The organism is Roseovarius sp. (assembly GCF_965277045.1).
Lineage (GTDB): Bacteria > Pseudomonadota > Alphaproteobacteria > Rhodobacterales > Rhodobacteraceae > Roseovarius.
The window spans coordinates 3080377-3098557 of record NZ_OZ255712.1 but is presented as its reverse complement, the minus strand read 5'-3'; the positions used below and the strand labels follow the sequence as shown (position 1 = coordinate 3098557).

Below are 18181 nucleotides of genomic sequence, written 5' to 3'. Positions count from 1 at the left end.
CGAATGGCGGCACGCGGAGGCGGGGATGACACGTGCGACACCTTTATGGCTGCTGGTGACGGCGCAGGCCGTGGTCAGCGCGGCATCGCTGGTGGTCGAGATCGTGGCCGGGCGGATGCTGGCGCCGCATGTGGGCATGTCGCTTTACACATGGACTGCCGTCATCGCCGTGGTCCTCGCAGGCTTTTCGGCGGGACACTGGTGGGGCGGACGGCTGGCCGAGAAACCCGCCGGGCAGGCGCTGCGCTGGACCGGGGGCGCGATGCTGGCCGGGGCGGTCACGACGGCGGGCGCGGTGCTGATCCTGCCGGCGGTGGCGGGCTGGGTGCTGGACGCCGTCGCACAGCCGGTCTGGAGCATCACGGCGCTGACCATGCTGGTCTTTTTCCTGCCGTCCTTTTTCGCCGGTGTGCCGGCGCCGGTGCTGGCGGTGATCGCGGTGGCGACGGCTCGCCGGACCGGCCCCGCCATGGGCGCGATGTTCGCCGCCGGGGCCGTGGGGGCGATTGCGGGCACGCTGCTGGCGGGATTCGTGTTCATCTCGTGGCTCGGCTCGGCGACGACTTTGGTGGTGGTCACGGCAGTCTACCTGATCTCGGGCCTGCTCTTTGCGTGGCTGGGGCGCTGGCGCGCGACCGGGGCAGGGGCGCTTGCGGTGCTGCTGGTGATCGGCGCGGGATACCTTGCGCTGGCCGCGCCCGACCCCTGCGACCGCGAAAGCCGGTATTTCTGCCTGCGGGTCGAGGATATCTCGGCCGATCCGGCGGACCCGGTGCGCCTGATGGTGATCGACCACCTGGCCCACGGGATCAGCGCCCGCCGCCTGCCCGAGGTGCAGTTCACCGATCACACCGCGATGCTGGACCGCCTGTCGACGCTGCGGGCCCCGCGGGACGATTTCACCAGTTTCCACATCGGCGGCGGCAATTACGCCGTGCCCCGTGCCTTTGCCGCGCGCGGCACCGGCGCGATTACCGTGGCCGAGATCGACCCGGCGGTGACGCGCATGGCAGGAGAGGCGTTCTGGTTCGACCCCGCCACCGCGACGGTCCTGCACGAGGACGGCCGCCGCGCGCTGCTGACCCGGCCCGAGGCGCGGTTCGACATCATCATCGGGGACGCGTTCACCGATGTCGTGGTGCCGGTGCACCTGGTCACGCAGGAGTTCTTTCGGCTGGCGGCGGACCGGCTGACCGGGGAGGGCAGTTTCCTGATGAACGTGATCGACCACGAGGGCAGGCTGGGCGCGCTGGCGTCGATCGTGGCGACGATGCGGACCGTGTTTCCGGTGGTCGAGGTCTGGACCGAGCAGGCCCAGCCCGCCCCCGGCCAGCGTGTCGTCTTCGTCGTGGTGGGCGGACAGACGCGGACGCCGGAAAACGCCATTGTCGCGCGGGCGCCCGAACCGACGCGGTTCGGCGCGTTTGCCGACGACATGGTGGCGCAGCTGGCGGACCGGCGCGGGCAGGTCCTGACCGATGATTACGCGCCGATCGACCGGCTGATGGGCCGCGCGGACTGACGGCGCGACGATGCGCCGAAACGAAAACGCCCCCGCAGGCGGCTGCAGGAGCGTCGGGCGAACGGGGGGGCTGAACCCCGCGCCTCAGACCTTCAGGTTGGGGATGATCTGTTTCTTGCGGCTCATCACGCCGGGCAGCACCACGGTATCGCCCGAAACGGAGGCGTCGAAGCTTTTCTCGGCCACGCCCTTCACCAGTTCGTTGGGGACCAGCAGGGTCGCTTCCTCGTTCAGGATGTCCACGACGAAGAGCAGCACCTGGTCGACGCCGTCCTCTTTCGCCACGTCCTGCATCGAGGCCATCAGGCTGTCCTTGCGGTCCAGCACTGTGGCCGGCGCGGTGGTTTCCAGGACCGAGACGCGGAACTTGGTGCCGCCGACCTCGTATTCCTTGCTGTCCATGCGGATCAGCTCGGCGTCGGAAAAGGCCGACACGTCCGACTTGGCCGCGAACATCTCGGCGGCGTAGTCGGCGACGCTGACGCCCAGGTCGCGGGCCAGTCGCTCGGCGGTGGCGCGGTCGTGGTCGGTGGTGGTGGGGCTGCGGAATTCCAGCGTGTCGCTGAGGATGCAGGTCAGCGCCGCGCCCTTGGCCCAGTCGGGCATCTTTTCCGCGTCCTCGCCCATCAGGTCGATCATGATCGTCGCGGTGCAGGCCAGCGGCCGCACGGTGATGTCGATCGGCCCGGCGGTTTCCAGCCCGCCGACCAGCTTGTGGTGGTCGATGATGCCCTGCACGTCGGCGCCGTTGATGTTGGTCGGCAACTCGGCGGGGTTGTTGGTATCCACCACGATGCAGGGCTGGCCGTCATCGACATTGGTGATGATGCGCGGCTTGGGCAGGTCCCACTTTTCCAGCATGAAGGCGGCCTCGGTGTTGGGCTCGCCCAGCAGCACGGCCTCGGCATCGCCGCCCTTCACCTCGTTGATATACCACGCCCAGAGGATGGGCGAGCCGGTGCTGTCGGTGTCGGGGGATTTGTGGCCAAATACGAGCGTTGTCATCGGATGTGTCGTCCTCGGGGCTGAAATGAGTTTGTTCGCGCGCCTTATAGGGCTGTGCGAAGGGCTTGTCACCCATGCAACCTGCGGCCAAATTGCCGGGATGCATGATGCCCGCGAAACCCTGTTATACGCGCCCGTCAAGACCTGGCTGGAGGCGCTGGGCTATGACGTGAAATCCGAGGTCGGCCCGGCGGACGTGGTGGGCCTGCGCGCGGATGCCGAGCCGGTTGTGGTGGAGCTGAAGACCGGGTTTTCGCTGACCCTGCTGCAACAGGCGGTGGCGCGGCAGGCGGTGACCGAGCAGGTCTATGTCGCCGTGCCGCGCTGGAAGGGCAAGGCGGGATGGCGGGCGTTCAAGGGCAACATCGGCCTTTGCAAGCGGCTGGGGCTGGGCGTTCTGAGCGTCAAGCTGGACGTGGGCACGGTGCAGGTGCATTGCGATCCGGCGCCGTTCCAGCCGCGCCGGTCCAAGGTCAAGCGCGCGCGGCTGCTGAAGGAATTCAACGCCCGGCGGGGCGATCCGAACGAGGGCGGCACGCGCGGGCAGATCGAGACGTCCTACAAGCAGGATGTGCGCGCCTGCGTCGACTATTTGTCGGAACACGGGCCGTCCTCGGGCGCGGTGATCGCCAGGGCCACCGGCGTGACGCGGGCGACGCGGATCATGGCGGACAACCACAATGGCTGGTTCTTTCGGGTCGAGCGCGGGGTCTATGCGCTGAGCGACACCGGCATGGCGCTGCTTGAGGACGAAACCGATGCGTGACGCGTTTCGCGCGGCGCTGCTGTCGCCGGTGCTGGTGCCACAGGTGGCCTGGGTGGTGCTGCGCGCCGCGCGCCTGCCCGAGGCGGCGGGGCCGCGTGAGGGCGTGGCCGGCGCAGGCCCGGACCTGCGGCTGCTGATCGTCGGGGACAGTTCCGCCGCCGGCGTGGGCGTCGAGACGCAGGACGAGGCGCTGGCCGGGCGGCTGGTGGCGCATCTGGCGCCGCACGCCCGTGTGCACTGGCGGCTGGAGGCGCGGGGCGGTGCGACCACGACCACCGCCCTGGCCGATCTGGCGCAGATGCCGGACGGCCCGTTCGACGTGGCGGTGATCGCGCTGGGCGTGAACGACTCCAAGAACGGGATGCGCCGGGCACGATGGCGGCGGAATTACAGCGACCTCGTAAGCCTCCTGAAGGCCCGCTTCGGCGTAACGCGAATCGTCGCCTCCGGCGTGCCGCCATTGGGGGCGTTCCCGCTGCTGCCGCGCCCGTTGCGCGGGGTGCTGGGCGCGCGGGCCGCCGCGCTGGATGCCGAGCTGCGCGCGCTTGTGGCGCAGGACCCCGCGCTGCGCTACGTTCCGATGGAGTTTCCGCCGGACCGGGACTTGATGGCCGCCGACGGGTTTCATCCGGCCGCCCCGCTCTATGACCTCTGGGCGGGACGGGTCGCGGACCGTATCAGGGAGGGGTGAGCGTCATGCTGTGTCGTATCGGAGAGGTGGAGGTCTGGCGCATCCTTGAGATCGACGCGCCCTTCCTTGCGCCCGAAGAGATGTTCCCGGGTGCCGGCCCGGATGTGGGGCGCATCATCGCTGAAAAGGTGCCGGGCGGGCTCTGCCCCCGCACGGGGCGCGTGATGCTGCCGATCCAGGGCTTTCTGCTGAAGACGCCCGACCACGTGATCCTGGTGGATACCTGCGTCGGCAACCACAAGACCGCGCCCAGCTTTCCCGACTGGCACAGGCGCGACACACCGCGTTTCCTGAACGCGCTGGACGCGGCGGGCGTGGGGGTGGAGGAAGTGGACTACGTCCTCTGCACCCATCTGCACGTGGATCATGTCGGCTGGAACACAAGGCTGCTGGACGGGCGCTGGGTGCCGACCTTCCCCAACGCGCGCTACCTGCTGCCGAAGGCGGACGAGGCGTTCTATGCCGAAAAGGCCAGGGGCATGTATGACGAGAGCCTCCTGCCGGTGATCGAGGCCGGGCAGGCCGAGCTGGTCGACGGCGCGCACGGGGTCGGCAATCACGTGACGCTGATGCCGACGCCGGGACATACCGGCGGGCACGTGTCCGTCCGGGTGCGATGCGGCGGGGCCGAGGCGGTGATCACCGGGGATGCCATTCACACGGCGGCGCAATGCTGGCGTCCCGAGTGGCATTTCACCTTCGACCAGGATGCCGCGCGGGCCGTGCTGTCGCGCCGGGCCTTGCTGGAGCACGCGGCGGAACGAGACGCACGGGTGCTGGGCACGCATTTCCGGCTGCCGTCGCTGGGCCGGGTGCGTGTGGAGGGGGACGCGTTCGCGTTTGTGGAGGACGCCTGAGGGAGCGCCATCGGCGACCCCCGGGGCGGCGAGCCAACAGTGGTTCTAAAGCACTTTATCTTTGCCAAGTCATCAAAACAGCCGAGCGATGCGCCGAGCCCAGCCAAATCGCCGCCCCCTGGGTGGGGGTCGGCGATGGCGCGGCGGCCTACGGCCTTTATTCCGCGCGCAGGGGTGTCACGGGTGAGATGTTTTCGGACATTGCGTAGGGTGCGTTTTCAACGCACCGTGGCGGCACGGCCGATATCCGACCCAAAACAGGTGCGTTGAAAACGCACCCTACGCAAACGCGGCCTCCAACGCGATCTCCACCATGTCGCCGAAACTGGCCTCGCGGTCCTCGCTGGGCAGGGCCTCGCCGGTTTGCAGGTGGTCCGACACGGTCAGCACCGACAGCGCCCGCGCGCCATAGCGCGCGGCCAGCGTGTACATCTCGGCAGTCTCCATCTCGACGGCGAGAATGCCGTGGCGGGTCATCTGCTCGTTTAGGTCGGGGCGCTCGTCATAGAACGTGTCCGAGGAGTAGATTCCGCCCACGTGATGCGGCACGCCCCGCGCCTCGGCCGCCGCCACGGCGGCCCGCAAGAGACCCCAGTCGGCGCAGGGGGCATAGTTCAGTTCCCGGAAGATGGGCGAGGAGGGCGTCGCCACGCTGCTGGCGGTCATGGCGATTATCACGTCGCGCAAGCCCACATGCGCCTGCATCCCGCCGGTCGAGCCGATGCGGATCAGCGTCTTGGCGCCGTAGACGCGCAACAGTTCGTTGGCATAGATCGACAGGCTCGCCATGCCCATTCCGCTGCCGTGGATCGTCACCGGGTTCCCCTGCCATGTGCCGGTGAAACCCAGCATCCCGCGCACCGCGTTGACCTGCCGCGGCGCGTCCAGGAAGCGCTCGGCGGCCCACTTGGCGCGCATCGGGTCGCCGGGCATCAGGACGGTTTCGGCAATGTCGCCGGGTGCGGCGCCTATATGGATCGTCATGGGCTGCCCTTCGGTCTAAGGTCGCGCAAAGGTAACGCCTGACCCCGCCGCCGCAAGAGAGGACACACACGAATGCGGATCTTGGCCCTGCTGGCCCTGCTCATGGCGATGCCCGTCGCCGCCCCTGCGCAAACCGCCGACGAGATCGGCGTGGCGCGACACGTGCTGTCGCAGGCGCAGGCGCGCTCGGTGGCCGAGAACCGCGAATATTGCGGCTATATCGGCTACACCGCCTCGGGCCAGCTGGCCACCACCCCGGCCCGGCGCGGCTTCCTGAACTATTGCCAGCCACGCTGGCCCAAAAGGCTGCGCGTGGTGGCGTCCTGGCACACGCACGGCGCCTATGACGAAAACGCCTGGTCCGAGGTGCCCACCGTCAACGACATCCGCGCCGACAAGGGCGAGGGCATCAATGGCTATGTCGGCACGCCCGCCGGCCGGCTGTGGTTTCTCGATACGCGCCGCATGGTCGTGCGCCAGCTGTGCGGTCCGGGCTGCATTCCCGCCGATCCGCGCCACGTCATGGGCGCCGAGGGGCCGATCGCGCGCTCCTATTCGCTGCGCGAGTTGATGCGGCGCGAGGCGGCGCAGTTCCCCTGAAGCGATGCAGTGTTTCGCGGACAGGCCCTAGCGGGCGTACTTGATGAACGGCGTCAGTTGCCCGATCCGGTCGTAGAGCTGCCGCGCCTGCGTGTTGAAATCCTGCGTCATCCAGTAGACGGCCGGCGTGCCGTTGGCGTCGGCGGCGGCATAGACCGCCTCGATCAGCTTGCGCCCCACGCCGGTGCCGCGCACCGACGGGTCGGCATAGAGGTCCTGCAGGTAGCAGATCTTCTCGACCCGCCAGTTATGCGGGTGAAAGATGTAATGCACCAACCCCACCGGCGTTTCGCCGTCCAGAGCCAGCAGGCCGTTCTGGTCGGTCACCTCGGGCGCGCAGAGGCGGGCGAAGGTGGTGGCATAGACCTCTTCGCTGACACTGCTTTCGTAGAATTCCAGATAGGCGGTCCAAAGCCGGCGCCAGCCGGTCTCGTCCTGCGGTGCGATGGGGCGGATGGTCAGGCTCATGATGCGGATCCTTCGGCTGCTCGGCGCAGATTGGGCCGACCGCCCGGCGGATTCCAGCGTTTTTTCGCCGAGCGCATTGCATCGGGCGCTGGGACTGGCCATCTGTGTCTTCAACGAAACCGAGGCTACCCCGCCCGAGGAGACCAGAATGATTTCACGTATCGCAATCGCCACCGCCGCCGCGCTGTCGTTGGGCACCGCCAGCATCGCGCAGGAGGCCACCGGCACCGCAGAGAGCACGGACTCGCAGACCACCGGCACGCAGAATGCCGAAACCCAGCAGGCCGCGAAGAAGCCGCCGACGAAGTCGCTCGAGAAGATCGAGCCGGCCGAGGGCATCAGCAACGAGACCCTGACCGACGAGAAGCTGAGCGCGTTCGTACAGGCGCTGGCGGCAATCAACGCGGTCGGGCAGCATTTCGTGCCGAAGATCGAGGCCGAAACAGACGGCGAGAAGCGCGCCGAGCTGATGGCCTATGCCAACGATTCCATCGTCAACGCCATCGAGGTGATCGCCGATATCACCCCGGCTGAGTTCAAGGCGATCGACATCGCGGCACAGCAGGACGAGGAACTGAACCAGCGCATTCTTGACGAGATCAAGGTCGCCGCCGCCGAAGGCAAGGCCGCGCAAGAGGCCGCGAAAAAAGAGGCCGAGGCTGCCGAAGGCGAAAATGCCGACGAAGAGACAAAGACCGAGTAAGATCAACAGCCGGCGCATGATGCCGAGTTGAAAAACGCGCGTGCCGAATCCGTGGCGCGCGCGTCTGCATCTGGCCCCGCATCCGTTGCAGTGTCAGAACAGCCCGTTATCGTTGGCCGACCGGCCGGTGATGATCTGCAGGACGTCCCAGTGCTCGACGATCCTGCCGTTTTCATCGAAGCGGAAGATATCCATGCCGGCGTAATCGTCGCTGCCGGGCCATGTCTGATGGCAATGCAGCACCACGAGGTCGCCCTCGGCCACCGCGCGGACAAAGCGCACATGCTTGCCCGGATAGTCCCGCGCCATGCGCTCGAAATAGTCGATGAAGGCATCCTTGCCATCCGCGACATGCGGGTTGTGCTGGATATAGGTGTCGCCCGCGTAGCGCGCGATGGCCTCGCGCGGGCGGCATTGATTGAACATCAGGTCGTAAAAGGCCATGGCACTGGCCTTGTTGCGATCCGTCTGGTCGGTCACTCGGCGGCCACCGCCTTGGGATCGGCCAGCGTGACGATGTCCATCATGATCGTGTTCAGCTCGAAATCCTTCGGCGTATAGACCCGCGCCACGCCCATTTCCAGCAGGCGCTTGGAATCCTCGTCGGGGATGATGCCGCCGACGATCAGCGGCACGTGGCCCAGCCCCGCCTCGCGCATCCGGTTCAGCAGGTCCTCGACCAGCGGCATGTGCGATCCTGACAGGATCGACAGGCCGATCACGTGCGCTTCGTCCTCCAGCGCGGCGGTGACGATCTCCTCGGGCGTCAGGCGGATGCCCTCGTAAGAGATGTCCATGCCACAATCGCGGGCGCGGAAGGCGATCTGCTCGGCGCCGTTGGAATGGCCATCAAGCCCCGGCTTGCCCATCAGGAATTTCAGGCGGCGGCCAAGCTTCTTGCTGACCGCATCGACCGCCTCGCGGATATCGTCGAGGCCCTCGGTCCGGTTCGACGGGCTGCCCGAGACCCCGGTGGGGCCGCGATACTGGCCGTGGATCTGGCGCATCTGTTCGGCCCATTCGCCGGTGGTGACACCCGCCTTGGCCGCCGCGATGGAGGCCGGCATGATGTTCTCGTTCATCGCCGCCGCCTCGCGCAGGGCGGCCAGCGCGGTTTTCACCGCCTCGTCGTCGCGCTCCTCGCGCCAGGCGTTCAGGCGGTCGATCTGCTCGGCCTCGGTCGCGGGATCGACGCGCATTATGCCGCCATCCTCGGATTGCAGGGGGCTCGGCTCGGTCGTGGTGAACTTGTTGACGCCCACCACCGTGGTCTCGCCCGCCTCGATCCGGCCAAGCCGGTCGGCGTTGCTGTCCACCAGCCGCGCCTTCATGTGTTCGATGGCCCCGATGGCGCCGCCCATGCTGTCGAGCGTCTCAAGCTCCTGCCGGGCGCTGTCTTTCAATTGCTCGACGCGGGCATCGACGGCGGGGTTGCCGTCGAAGAGGTCCTCGTATTCCAGAAGGTCCGTCTCGTAGGCCAGGATCTGCTGCATCCGCATCGACCATTGCTGATCCCACGGGCGGGGCAGGCCCAGCGCCTCGTTCCAGGCTGGCAGTTGCACGGCGCGGGCGCGGGCCTTTTTCGATAGGGTCACCGCCAGCATCTCGATCAGGATGCGGTAGACGTTGTTCTCGGGCTGCTGCTCGGTCAGGCCGAGGGAGTTCACCTGCACGCCATAGCGGAAGCGGCGGAACTTGGGGTTCTCGACGCCGTAGCGCTCCAACAGGATCTCGTCCCACAGGTCGACGAAGGCGCGCATCTTGCACATTTCGGTCACGAACCGGATGCCGGCGTTGACGAAGAAACTGATGCGCCCGCAGAGCGCCGGAAAATCCTCTTCGGGCACGCGCAGCTTCAGCTCGTCCAGCACGGCGCAGGCGGTGGCCAGCGCAAAGGCCAGCTCCTGCTGCGGTGTCGCACCGGCCTCTTGCAGGTGGTAGGAACACACGTTCATCGGGTTCCACTTGGGGATATGGGTGTAGCAATATTCGGCCACGTCCCCGATCATCTTCAGGCTCGGTTTCGGCGGGCAGATATAAGTGCCGCGGCTGAGGTATTCCTTGATCAGGTCGTTCTGCACCGTGCCTTGCAGGGCGCTGACATCGGCGCCCTGTTCCTCGGCCACCGCCACGTAAAGCGCCAGCAGCCACGGCGCGGTGGCGTTGATCGTCATCGAGGTGTTCATCTGGTCCAGCGGGATCTGGTCGAAGAGCGTGCGCATGTCGCCCAGGTGACAGACCGGTACGCCGACCTTGCCGACCTCGCCCTTGCTGAGCACGTGATCGCTGTCATAGCCCGTCTGGGTGGGCAGATCGAACGCCACGCTGAGGCCCGTCTGCCCCTTGGCAAGGTTGCCGCGGTAGAGCGCGTTCGACGCCTTGGCGGTGGAGTGGCCCGCGTAGGTGCGGATCAGCCAGGGACGATCCTTTGGGGTGTCATTCTGCATCTGCGACATCAGGCGGCCTCGTGAATCGGTTTGCGCAACTTTCTTTCAATAGCGGCAAACTATTCGGAATTATGTGAGCCTGTCAATTCGCTGCGTTGCGGCAATTCGCGGCGGGGTGGGGTGAGTGGCCTCACTAAGCAAACACTGCAGCCTACTATCCCTCGCGCGGAATCAAGGCCGAAGGCCGCCGCGCGATCGGCCGCTGACCGAAAGGCGATTGCCTGCAATCGCCGAAAGGGGGGCCGCCCCCCGGTCTGGCGATTGGGTGCCGTAGGCGCTTCGATTTGAAGTTTTCCGGAGTTGGCTTGGATAAAGTGCCATGAACCACCGTTGGGTCGCCAGCCCGCGGTCTGGCAATCGCGCGGCCCCCCCACCCGTTTTCCTTTGTACCCCCTCACGCGGGCTGGCATGGTGCGGGCAATGACGCAAACGGTCGAACTTCCCCTCTGGCTGCTGGTGCTGATCCTGCTCTTCGCGGCGGTCACCTTTGCCTCGCATTTCCTGTTCCCCTCGGTGCGCTGGTTCTTCCGCCGCCGGATGGAGCGGGTGGTGAACCGCCTGAACCAGCGGCTGGAGCGCAAGATCGAGCCGTTCAAGCTTGCGCGTCGCTACGACATGATCCAGCGCCTGATCTACGACCCCGAGGTCAGCAAGGCCATCGCCGAGCACGCGCGGGAAAACGGCATCCCCGAGAACGTCGCGTTTGAGAAGGCCAAGCGGTACGCGCGCGAGATCGTGCCCAGCTTTTCCGCCACCGCCTATTTCGGCATCGCGATCCGGCTGGCCAAGCTCTTGAGCACCGCGCTTTACCGCGTGCGGATGGGGCGGTTCGATGCAGAGGGGATCGGCCGGATCGACCCCGACGCCACGGTGATCTTCGTGATGAACCACCGCTCGAACATGGATTACGTGTTGGTCACGTGGCTCGCCGCCGAGCAGTCGGCGCTGAGCTATGCCGTGGGCGAATGGGCGCGGGTCTGGCCGCTTAGCCGGCTGATCCGCACCATGGGCGCGTATTTCATCCGGCGCCGGTCGCTCAACGCGCTCTATCGTCGTGTGCTGGCGCGCTATGTCGGGATGGCCACCGATGGCGGCGTGACCCAGGCGGTCTTCCCCGAAGGCGGGCTGAGCCTCGATGGCGCGCTGGCCAAGCCCAAGCTGGGGATCCTGAAATACATCATCGAGGAACGCGAACCGGACGGGCGCGACGTGGTTTTCGTGCCGGTCGCCGTCAATTATGACCGGGTGTTCGAGGACCGCATCCTGGTGGCCGCGGGCAAAGCGGGCAAGCGCCGCTTCGGGGCGCGGATCAGCGTCGTGGCGGGCTTCGTGCTGAAGCAATTCTGGCTGTGGATCACCCGGCGCTATCACCGCCACGGCTATGCCGCAGTCAGCTTCGGCGCGCCGGTCTCCCTGTCGGCGTTTCAGCGCGAACACCCCGGCGCCCCGGTCGAGAGGCTGGGCGACCGCCTGATGACGCGGATCGGGCAGGAGGTGCCGGTGCTGCCGGTGCCGATGGTCGCCCACGCCCTCCTGGCGGCCGGAACGCCGCTGCCCGAGGCCGAGCTGAGAGAGGTGCTGGCCGGGATGACCGACAGCCTTGGCCAGGCGCATATCCACATCCCGCGCGAGGATCTGGCCTATTCCGTCGAGGTCGGCCTGCGCATCCTGCGCAAGCGCGGGCTGGTCCGCGACACCGCGGAGGGCATCGAGATCGTGCCCGAAGAGCGCGACCTGCTGGTCTATTACGCCAATTCGATCCGGCAGTTCTTTGCAGATGCGGCGCAAAACGGCTGATTTTTCTGCGACTGCGGGGTTATAAAATTTCAAAAACACACAAGTCGGCATTGCATTGTTGCGCGATGAAAGATATTTCAGTGCGGACACGCCCGATTCTGCATCGCGGCAAACGCTTATGAAGGAGGCCCCGATGGCTCTGGACACCGACACCGGAATCGCGCCCTACGACGCGCCCGAGAAAGACCTCTACGAGATCGGCGAGCTGCCGCCCCTGGGGTATGTGCCCAAGCAGATGTATGCCTGGGCCATTCGCCGCGAACGTCATGGCGAGCCCGACAAGTCCTTCCAGGTCGAGGTGGTCGACACGCCCACGCCGGACAGCAACGAGGTGCTGGTGCTGGTGATGGCCGCAGGCGTGAACTACAACGGCATCTGGGCGGGCCTGGGCGAGCCGATCAGCCCGTTCGACGGGCATGGCGCCGACTATCACATCGCCGGCTCCGACGCTTCGGGTGTCGTGTGGGCTGTGGGTGACAAGGTCAAGAACTGGAAAGTGGGCGACGAGGTCGTGATCCACTGCAACCAGGACGACGGCAACGACATCCACTGCAACGGCGGCGACCCGATGTTTTCGCCCACGCAGCGGATCTGGGGCTATGAGACTCCCGACGGCTCCTTCGCGCAGTTCACCAACGTGCAGGCGCAACAGCTGATGCCGCGGCCCAAGCACCTGAGCTGGGAGGAAAGCGCGTGCTACACGCTGACGCTGGCCACCGCCTACCGGATGCTGTTCGGCCACCACCCGCATGAGCTGAAACCCGGGCAGAACGTGCTGGTCTGGGGCGCCTCGGGCGGTCTGGGGTCCTTCGCGATCCAGCTGGCAAACACCGTGGGCGCCAACGCGATCGGCGTGATTTCTGACGAGGACAAGCGCGATTTCGTCATGAGCCTTGGCGCCAAGGGCGTGATCAACCGCAAGGATTTCAACTGCTGGGGCGAACTGCCCAAGGTGAACAGCCCCGAATACAAGGAATGGTTCACCGAGGCGCGCAAGTTCGGCAAGGCGATCTGGGACATCACCGGCAAGGGCAACAATGTCGACGTGGTGTTCGAACACCCCGGTCAGGCGACCTTTCCGGTCTCGACGCTGGTCTGCAAAAAGGGCGGCATGGTCGTGATCTGCGCCGGCACCACCGGCTTCAACTGCACCTTCGACGTGCGCTACATGTGGATGCACCAGAAGCGCCTTCAGGGCAGCCACTTCGCCCACCTTCAACAGGCCTCGTCCGCGAACAAGCTGGTGGTCGAGCGTCGCATTGATCCCTGCATGTCCGAGGTCTTCCCGTGGGAAGAGATCCCCGGCGCGCACATGAAAATGCTGCGCAACGAGCATAAGCCGGGCAACATGGCGGTGCTGGTGCAATCGCCCCGCACCGGCCTGCGCACGGTCGAGGACGTGCTGGACGCAGGCAAGAAAAGTTAAGCTTTCTCCCTGACGGGCCGGTTCGGCCCGCATCTGGCCCGCGAATCGGTGACCCGGTTCGCGGGCTTCTTTCGTTGTCCTGCGCCGGGTTCAACGAATTCAGGAGGCTGGAAATCTCGCCCTCGCTATTTCCGGGGAGTGAAAAACCGCGAATACGGCCAAAATCTTAAACATGCTAAAGTTGAGTTAACCTTTCGTTAACCGCTCCCGGAGGAGGCTGTGATGCAGAACGAGTGGATACTGGACGTCCTGGCCGACCTCAGGACCTTCGCTCGGCAGAACGGTCTTGGGGAACTCGCCGAACAGATCGACGACACGAGACTCGTCGCGGCGGCGGAGCTGACGTCGAAATCGACGCCCGCGCGGGAAGGGACGATTGGGTATGAACGTGCAACCGCCACGGCGGCTCGAACCGATCTTGGAAGACCTCGAACGCGCCCGTGACCCGGCGGGCTTGCAGGACGTCGCCATACGCCTGCGCGACCTGTTTCACATCGACCATCTCGTCTATCACTGGGTCAGCGCGGCGGGCGACCAGTACGGCTGCGGCACCTACGATCCGGCCTGGGTGGCGCGCTATGTCGAAAAGGACTACCTGCGCATAGATCCTGTCATCAAGGGCTGCTATCAGCGGTTCCACCCGGTCGACTGGAAACGGTTGGACTGGTCCGGCAAGCCCGCGCAGGCCTTCCTGAAAGAGGCGCTGGACCACGGGCTGGGCAACCAGGGCTATTCCATTCCGCTGCGCGGGCCGAACGGGCAATTCGCGCTCTTTACCGTGAACCACTGCTGCGATGACGACGCCTGGGCGGCGTTCACCGAGTCGCGCCGCCGCGAGCTGATCCTGTGCGCCCACACCTTCAACCAGAAGGCGCTGGAGTTCGAGCCCGACCGCGCCCCCGCGCCCGCGCGCCAGCTATCCCCGCGCGAGGTGGATGCGCTGACGCTGCTGGCCCTGGGCTATGGTCGGGCGCAGGTGGCCGACACGCTGTCGATCTCGGAACACACGCTGCGGGTCTACATCGAATCCGCGCGGTTCAAGCTTGGGGCGATCAACACCGTCCACGCGGTGGCCCGCGCCATCAGCCAGGGGCTGATCGTGATCTGACACGGGGCCGGTGAACGCAGCGCGCGGTGCACGCACGGGCGCTTAACGAATTGTCGAGAATTTTCCTCTTATCGTCACGACAGAGGGGAATTCGACCATGCTGCGCTACCTATACGCCGATCAACTGAACCGTTTCGCCAAGCTGTCCGACGGCATGTTCCGCGACCGGGCCGACCAGTTCAAAACCCGGCTCGGCTGGGACGTGCGTGTCGATGCGCAGGGGTTCGAGCGCGATGAATACGACGCCCTCAACCCGCTCTACGTGATCTGGGAAGGGGCGGACGGGCGCCACAAGGGCTCGATGCGGTTCCTGCCCACGACCGGGCGCACGATGATCAACGACCATTTCACCGATATCCTGGGCGGCGGTACGATCGTCAGCCCGCATATCTGGGAATGCACCCGGTTCTGCCTGGCGCGCGGCGCCGAAAGCCGCGTCGCCGCCGCGCTGATGCTGGGCGGGGGCGAGTTGATGCGCCATTTCGGCGTGCAGCATTTCGCCGGCGTGTTCGACGCGCGCATGGTGCGGATCTACCGCATGATCGGCGCCTCGCCAGAGGTTCTGGGCAGCGTCGGCGCGGGCCGTGACCGGATCAGCGTAGGCTTGTGGGAATTCACCGATGCCGCCCGCGCCCAAGTGGCACGACGCGCCGGCGTGACCCCGCAATTGAGCGAGCAATGGTTCCGCCGCAGCTTTGGCGACGAGCGCCAGCCTTTCGCGCAAACGGCCTAAGCGGGGCGTACCGGAATTTGCGCAAATTCCGACCCGGAAAATACGCATTTTCCGACCCATTTTCTGCGCAGAAAATGGTGCCCGCGCTGGTGCAGCGATGTGTGCGGCTGTAGGGTCGCGCCATGTCCCAGACCGCGCTTACATACTCTGACGACCAGGCCGAGGCCCATGACCGCATCGCGGCCGCGCTGCGCGAGGTTGGCGTCGACCTGGACGAGGGAATGCTGACCCCGCCACGCGAGGGCAAATCCCGCGTCATGGCCGTGGTGGGCAAGGCCGGGTCGGGCAAGACGCTGCTCTTGGCCGCACTCTACCGCGCGCTGGAGGAGGCCGGCGTCGACGTGGTGTCTGGCGACTGGGAAGGCCGCCGCCGCAAGGACCGGCGCACACTGGCTATCCTCGCGCCCACCAACAAGGCCGCCAGTGTCCTTCGGATGCGCGGCGTGCCCGCCACCACCATTCACCGCATCCTCTATACCCCCGTCTATGACCCCGAATACGAGCGCATCGCCGAATGGCTGGCCGGCAATGGCGACAAGCCCGAGATCGAGGGCCTGACCGAAGAGGCACTGGAACGCGCGCGGCTGTTCTATGGCACGCACAAGTCCATCCCCGGGGCGCTGGCGGCTGCCGGTCTCAGGGGCAGCGATTTCATCACCGGCTGGAAGCGCCGCGAAGAGCCTTTGGATATCGGCTTCATCGACGAGGCCTCGATGCTCGATGAAAAGCAATACGAGGACCTGCAGGAAATCTTTCCGACGCTGCTTCTCTTCGGAGACCCCGCCCAGCTCGCCCCGGTGAACCAGTCCGGCGCGATGGTCTTCGACGGGCTGCCCGCGCCCGCCAAGCTGACGCTGAACCGCATCCACCGGCAGGACGCCGACAACCCGATCCTCGATCTGGCGCACTCCTTGGGTGACCCCGACGTGGGCTTCCAGGATTTCGAGCGGCTGGTCGAGCAGAAGGCGGCGCAGGACGACCGCGTGCAATGGGCGCAACGGGTCGAGGTCGACCTGATGGCGCGCTCGCCCGTCCTCGTCTGGCGCAACGCCACACGCATCCGCCTGATCAACGCCTTTCGCGCCGTGCATGGCGCGCCCGACACCGAGCTTCTGGAAGGCGAGCCGCTCATTTGCGACGGGCTGGAACTGCCGCTCAAGCACCGCAAGAAACGGCTCGACCTCGAGGCGCGCGGCCTGATCAAGGGCGCGCAGGTGATCTATCTGGGCGCGGGCCGCAAGCCGGGCTTTTCCCGCCTGCACGTGATGGGCGCGGAGGATCCCCGCGTGAGTGCGGCCAGCATCGTCAAGATCGAGAAACCGGACGAGGAAGAACCCTTCATTCCCTTCGCCGCCCGCATGGGCGCCACCTTCCTGCACGGCGCGGCGGTCACGATCCACAAGGCGCAAGGCAGCCAGTGGCCCGACGTGCAGGTCTTCGCGCCGGACATCTACGCCGCCGCCCGCATGGGCCGGACCGAGGCGGGGCAACCGCTGTGGAAGCGTCTGGCCTACGTCGCCATCACCCGCGCCGAGGAGCGGCTGCACTGGGTGGTGCGCAACCGCCTGTCGAAACCCACGGGGGCGCTGCGCATCGACGACCTGCGCGCCGCCCCCGCGGCCCTGGAACTGGAAGCGGAGGAAGAGGCATGAAATCCATCCTGATCACCGGGGCCAGTTCCGGCATTGGCCGCGCCACCGCCGAGGTCTTTCTTAACGCGGGCTGGCGCGTGGGGCTGCTCGCCCGCCGCGCCGACAAACTGAAAGAGGTGGCCCACGGCCGCGAGGCGGTGGTCCTGCCCGCCGACGTGACCGATGCGGCAGCGATGGACCGCGCCTTCGAGACGTTTCTGGACAAGGCCGGGCGTCTGGATGCGGTGTTCAACAATGCCGGCATGTTCGGCCCCTCGACCACGCCCGACGCCGTCAGTGTCGAGGCTTTCGACGAGGTCATGTCCGTCAACCTGCGCGGCATGTTCATCACCGCGCGACTGGCCTTCGCCGCCATGCGCGCGCAGGACCCGCAGGGCGGGCGGATCATCAACAACGGCTCGCTGTCCGCTTACGTGCCGCGCCCCGGCTCGATCTGCTACACCACGTCGAAACACGCGATCACCGGCATGACCCGTTCGCTGTCGCTGGATGGCCGGCCTTTCGACATCGCCTGCGGCCAGATCGACATCGGCAATGCCGAAAGCGAACTGGTGGCGGGCCTGAAAGAGGCCAACCCCGAGATGCACACGATGGACGTGGAAAATGCCGCCCGGTCGGTGTTGCACATGGCCGAAATGCCGCCCGAGGCAAACGTCCAGTTTTTGACGGTGATGGCGACGAAGATGCCCTATATCGGCCGGGGGTAGGGGCCGCGCGATTGCCAGACCGCGGGATGGCGAGCCGACACGTGTTCATGGCGCTTTATGGAAGCCGCATCCGTAAGACCTCTGATCGGCACGCCTATGTCCCCCAATCGCCAGCCCGTCCGGGCGGCCCCCCTTTCAGCGATTGCTTGCAATCGCCTTTCGGTCACCGGACGATCGCGCGGCGGCGCGGCAAAGCCGCGCCTTGGTTCCGCGCGTTGGAGCTGTTTGATGGACAGCTTCGTAGAACCCCAGACTTGACCAAAGAGACCCCGGATCAGCTCCGGCATGACAGCGGCACCACCCAGCCGCCAGACCGGCAAGATCCACAAATCCCTTGCCTCGCCACCCTTTTACCGCAACTCTGAAGACATGACATTCCAACCCACCTCTCCGTTCCCGCCGCAAGGCAGCGCGCAACAGGTGGCCTTCCACCGCACCGAGCTTGCCGCGATCCTGTCGGTCTATGGCCGCATGGTCGCCGCCGGCGAATGGCGCGACTACGGGATCTCCAGCCTGCGCGACGTCGCGATCTTCTCGGTCTTCCGCCGCACCGCCGAGAACCCGCTCTACCGGATCGAGAAACGCCCCAAGCTGCGCAGCCGGCAGGGGCAATACGCGGTGATCGGCATGGACGGGCAGGTGCTGAAACGCGGGCATGACCTGCGCACCGTCTTGCGCGTGCTGGAGCGCAAGCTTATCCGTGCGATAGACTGAA

18 protein-coding genes are annotated in these 18181 nt (G+C 66.4%); 13 read left to right on the top strand and 5 right to left on the bottom strand.

Annotation, left to right across the window (positions count from 1 at the left end):
* Positions 1-25: 25 nt before the first annotated feature.
* Positions 26-1522, top strand: coding sequence for a fused MFS/spermidine synthase (locus tag ACQY4V_RS15480; protein WP_428513165.1), 1497 nt, complete (start codon positions 26-28; stop codon positions 1520-1522).
* A gap of 84 nt (positions 1523-1606) precedes the next feature.
* Here the strand turns inward: ACQY4V_RS15480 and ACQY4V_RS15475 are convergent, their stop codons facing one another.
* Positions 1607-2527: a manganese-dependent inorganic pyrophosphatase gene (locus ACQY4V_RS15475; RefSeq protein WP_428513163.1), complete on the bottom strand. Its 921-nt coding sequence runs from the start codon at positions 2525-2527 to the stop codon at positions 1607-1609.
* 100 nt (positions 2528-2627) lie between these two features.
* On the opposite strand from ACQY4V_RS15475, the gene ACQY4V_RS15470 reads away from it, so the two are divergent.
* Genes ACQY4V_RS15470 through ACQY4V_RS15460 form a run of 3 tightly spaced genes read left to right on the top strand, consistent with a single transcriptional unit; the run spans position 2628 to position 4841 of the window.
* Positions 2628-3293: a DUF2161 domain-containing phosphodiesterase gene (locus ACQY4V_RS15470; RefSeq protein WP_428513161.1), complete on the top strand. Its 666-nt coding sequence runs from the start codon at positions 2628-2630 to the stop codon at positions 3291-3293.
* Positions 3286-3984 (top strand): SGNH/GDSL hydrolase family protein, encoded by a 699-nt coding sequence (locus ACQY4V_RS15465; RefSeq protein ID WP_428513159.1) that lies wholly within the window; start codon positions 3286-3288, stop codon positions 3982-3984. The genes ACQY4V_RS15470 and ACQY4V_RS15465 overlap by 8 nt, the downstream gene beginning before the upstream one ends.
* A gap of 5 nt (positions 3985-3989) precedes the next feature.
* Positions 3990-4841: an MBL fold metallo-hydrolase gene (locus ACQY4V_RS15460; protein WP_428513157.1), complete on the top strand. Its 852-nt coding sequence runs from the start codon at positions 3990-3992 to the stop codon at positions 4839-4841.
* A gap of 279 nt (positions 4842-5120) precedes the next feature.
* Here ACQY4V_RS15460 and deoD read toward each other — a convergent pair whose 3' ends face one another.
* Positions 5121-5825 carry a purine-nucleoside phosphorylase gene (gene deoD, locus ACQY4V_RS15455; RefSeq protein ID WP_428513155.1) on the bottom strand — a complete coding sequence of 235 codons (705 nt, stop codon included), beginning with the start codon at positions 5823-5825 and terminating at the stop codon, positions 5121-5123.
* 72 nt (positions 5826-5897) lie between these two features.
* Here deoD and ACQY4V_RS15450 point away from each other — a divergent pair, with 72 nt between their 5' ends.
* Positions 5898-6425, top strand: coding sequence for a DUF4329 domain-containing protein (locus ACQY4V_RS15450; RefSeq protein ID WP_428513153.1), 528 nt, complete (start codon positions 5898-5900; stop codon positions 6423-6425).
* Between the two features lie 27 nt (positions 6426-6452).
* Here ACQY4V_RS15450 and ACQY4V_RS15445 read toward each other — a convergent pair whose 3' ends face one another.
* Complete coding sequence (locus ACQY4V_RS15445) at positions 6453-6893, bottom strand: N-acetyltransferase family protein (RefSeq protein WP_428513151.1); 441 nt, start codon at positions 6891-6893, stop codon at positions 6453-6455.
* Positions 6894-7041: 148 nt separating this feature from the next.
* Here ACQY4V_RS15445 and ACQY4V_RS15440 point away from each other — a divergent pair, with 148 nt between their 5' ends.
* The gene (locus ACQY4V_RS15440) at positions 7042-7596 is read left to right on the top strand and encodes a DUF4168 domain-containing protein (RefSeq protein WP_428513149.1); all 555 of its coding nucleotides are present in this window, start codon (positions 7042-7044) and stop codon (positions 7594-7596) included.
* Between the two features lie 93 nt (positions 7597-7689).
* Here the strand turns inward: ACQY4V_RS15440 and ACQY4V_RS15435 are convergent, their stop codons facing one another.
* A complete protein-coding gene (locus ACQY4V_RS15435) occupies positions 7690-8040 on the bottom strand; it encodes a nuclear transport factor 2 family protein (RefSeq protein WP_428517269.1) in 351 nt (116 codons plus the stop codon).
* 32 nt (positions 8041-8072) lie between these two features.
* Positions 8073-10052, bottom strand: a complete 1980-nt coding sequence (locus ACQY4V_RS15430; protein ID WP_428513147.1) for a methylmalonyl-CoA mutase family protein — start codon at positions 10050-10052, stop codon at positions 8073-8075.
* A 411-nt stretch (positions 10053-10463) separates the two neighbouring features.
* Between ACQY4V_RS15430 and ACQY4V_RS15425 the strand changes: the two genes are divergently transcribed.
* The 7 genes from ACQY4V_RS15425 to ACQY4V_RS15395 all read left to right on the top strand — a co-directional run bounded on the left by ACQY4V_RS15425 (position 10464) and on the right by ACQY4V_RS15395 (position 18180).
* Positions 10464-11840, top strand: a complete 1377-nt coding sequence (locus ACQY4V_RS15425) for a 1-acyl-sn-glycerol-3-phosphate acyltransferase (protein WP_428513145.1) — start codon at positions 10464-10466, stop codon at positions 11838-11840.
* A gap of 133 nt (positions 11841-11973) precedes the next feature.
* Positions 11974-13266, top strand: a complete 1293-nt coding sequence (ccrA, locus tag ACQY4V_RS15420) for a crotonyl-CoA carboxylase/reductase (RefSeq protein WP_428513143.1) — start codon at positions 11974-11976, stop codon at positions 13264-13266.
* Positions 13267-13648: 382 nt separating this feature from the next.
* Positions 13649-14374, top strand: a complete 726-nt coding sequence (locus tag ACQY4V_RS15415) for a helix-turn-helix transcriptional regulator (RefSeq protein WP_428513141.1) — start codon at positions 13649-13651, stop codon at positions 14372-14374.
* Positions 14375-14471: 97 nt separating this feature from the next.
* Positions 14472-15107 carry an acyl-homoserine-lactone synthase gene (locus tag ACQY4V_RS15410; protein ID WP_428513139.1) on the top strand — a complete coding sequence of 212 codons (636 nt, stop codon included), beginning with the start codon at positions 14472-14474 and terminating at the stop codon, positions 15105-15107.
* Positions 15108-15229: 122 nt separating this feature from the next.
* Entirely contained in the window at positions 15230-16759 is a 1530-nt protein-coding gene (locus ACQY4V_RS15405; protein WP_428513137.1) for an AAA family ATPase, read from the top strand.
* Complete coding sequence (locus tag ACQY4V_RS15400) at positions 16756-17466, top strand: SDR family oxidoreductase (protein WP_428513135.1); 711 nt, start codon at positions 16756-16758, stop codon at positions 17464-17466. The genes ACQY4V_RS15405 and ACQY4V_RS15400 overlap by 4 nt, the downstream gene beginning before the upstream one ends.
* Positions 17467-17835: 369 nt before the next feature.
* On the top strand, positions 17836-18180 hold the full coding sequence (locus tag ACQY4V_RS15395) for a DUF2794 domain-containing protein (RefSeq protein WP_428513133.1): 345 nt from the start codon (positions 17836-17838) through the stop codon (positions 18178-18180).
* The last annotated feature ends 1 nt before the right edge of the window (position 18181 follow it).